This window comes from Streptomyces sp. MS06 (genome assembly GCF_047200655.1).
In the GTDB taxonomy this organism is placed as follows: Bacteria; Actinomycetota; Actinomycetes; order Streptomycetales; family Streptomycetaceae; genus Streptomyces.
In genome coordinates, this window is sequence record NZ_JBJZOJ010000133.1 from 1 (window position 1) to 1,895 (window position 1,895).

A 1,895-nucleotide genomic window follows, 5' to 3' on the forward strand; every position below is an offset into this window, starting at 1 on the left:
GAGGAGCGGCGCTTCGCGCCGCCCGCCGACCTGGCCGCGGACGCCAACGTCACGGCGGAGGCGTACGAACAGGCCAAGGCTGACAGGCTCGGCTTCTGGGCCGAGCAGGCCGGCCGGCTGAGCTGGGCCGTGGAACCGACCGAGACACTGGACTGGTCCAACCCGCCCTTCGCGAAATGGTTCCAGGACGGCCGACTCAACGTCGCCTACAACTGCGTCGACCGCCACGTCGAAGCCGGCAACGGCGACCGCGTCGCCCTCCACTTCGAAGGCGAGCCCGGCGACAGCCGCGCCCTCACCTACACCGAACTCAAGGACGAAGTCTCCCGCGCCGCCAACGCCCTCCTCGAACTGGGCGTACGCAAAGGCGACCGAGTCGCCGTCTACATGCCGATGATCCCCGAGACCGCCATCGCCATGCTCGCCTGCGCCCGCATCGGCGCCACCCACTCCGTGGTCTTCGGCGGCTTCTCCGCCGACGCACTCGCCACCCGCATCCAGGACGCCGACGCACGCGTCGTCATCACCTCCGACGGCGGCTACCGACGCGGCAAACCCTCCGCCCTCAAACCCGCCGTCGACGAGGCCGCCGAACGCGCCGGCACCGTCGAACACGTCCTCGTCGTCCGCCGCACCGGCCAGGACGTCACCTGGAACGACGACCGCGACAAGTGGTGGCACGAGACCGTCGACCGCCAGCCCGCCCAGCACACCCCCGAAGCCTTCGACGCCGAACACCCGCTGTTCATCCTCTACACCTCCGGCACCACCGGAAAACCCAAGGGCATCCTGCACACCTCCGGCGGCTACCTCACCCAGGCCGCCTACACCCACCACGCGGTCTTCGACCTCAAACCGGAAACCGACGTCTACTGGTGCACCGCCGACGTCGGCTGGGTCACCGGACACTCCTACATCGTCTACGGCCCCCTCGCCAACGGCGCCACCCAGGTCATGTACGAGGGCACCCCCGACACCCCCCACCAGGGCCGCTTCTGGGAAATCGTCCAGAAGTACGCAGTCACCCTCCTCTACACCGCACCCACCGCCATCCGCACCTTCATGAAGTGGGGCGACGACATCCCCGCCAAGTTCGACCTGACCTCCCTGCGCATCCTCGGCTCCGTCGGCGAACCCATCAACCCCGAAGCCTGGATCTGGTACCGCAAACACATCGGCGCCGACCGCACCCCCATCGTCGACACCTGGTGGCAGACCGAGACCGGCGCCATGATGATCTCCCCCCTGCCCGGCGTCACCCACACCAAGCCCGGCTCCGCCCAACGCGCCCTGCCCGGAATCACCGCGACCGTCGTCGACGACGAAGCCGACGAAGTCCCCGACGGAGGCGGCGGCTACCTCGTCCTCACCGAACCCTGGCCCGCCATGCTCCGCACCATCTGGGGCGACGACCAGCGCTTCATCGACACCTACTGGTCACGCTTCCAAGGCAAGTACTTCGCCGGCGACGGCGCCAAGAAGGACCAGGACGGCGACATCTGGCTCCTGGGCCGCGTCGACGACGTCATGCTCGTCTCCGGCCACAACATCTCCACCACCGAGGTCGAATCCGCCCTCGTCTCCCACCCCTCCGTCGCCGAAGCCGCCGTCGTCGGCGCCACCGACGAAACCACCGGCCAAGCCATCGTCGCCTTCGTCATCCTGCGCGGCACCGCCACCGAGGACGCCACACTCCTCAACGACCTGCGCAACCACGTCGGCACCACCCTCGGCCCGATCGCCAAACCCCAACGCATCCTGCCCGTCGCCGAACTCCCCAAGACCCGCTCCGGAAAGATCATGCGCCGCCTCCTGCGGGACGTCGCCGAAAACCGCCAACTCGGCGACGTCACCACCCTCACCGACTCCACCGTCATGGACCTCATCCAGACCAA

The 1,895-nt window shown here is 68.5% G+C and carries 1 protein-coding gene; it reads left to right on the plus strand.

The genetic code is table 11. The features are described 5' to 3' along the window. Window positions 1–1,895 (plus strand): acetate--CoA ligase (gene acs, locus ACL02U_RS32775; RefSeq protein ID WP_412794657.1); only part of this gene is annotated, 1,895 nt, incomplete at both ends.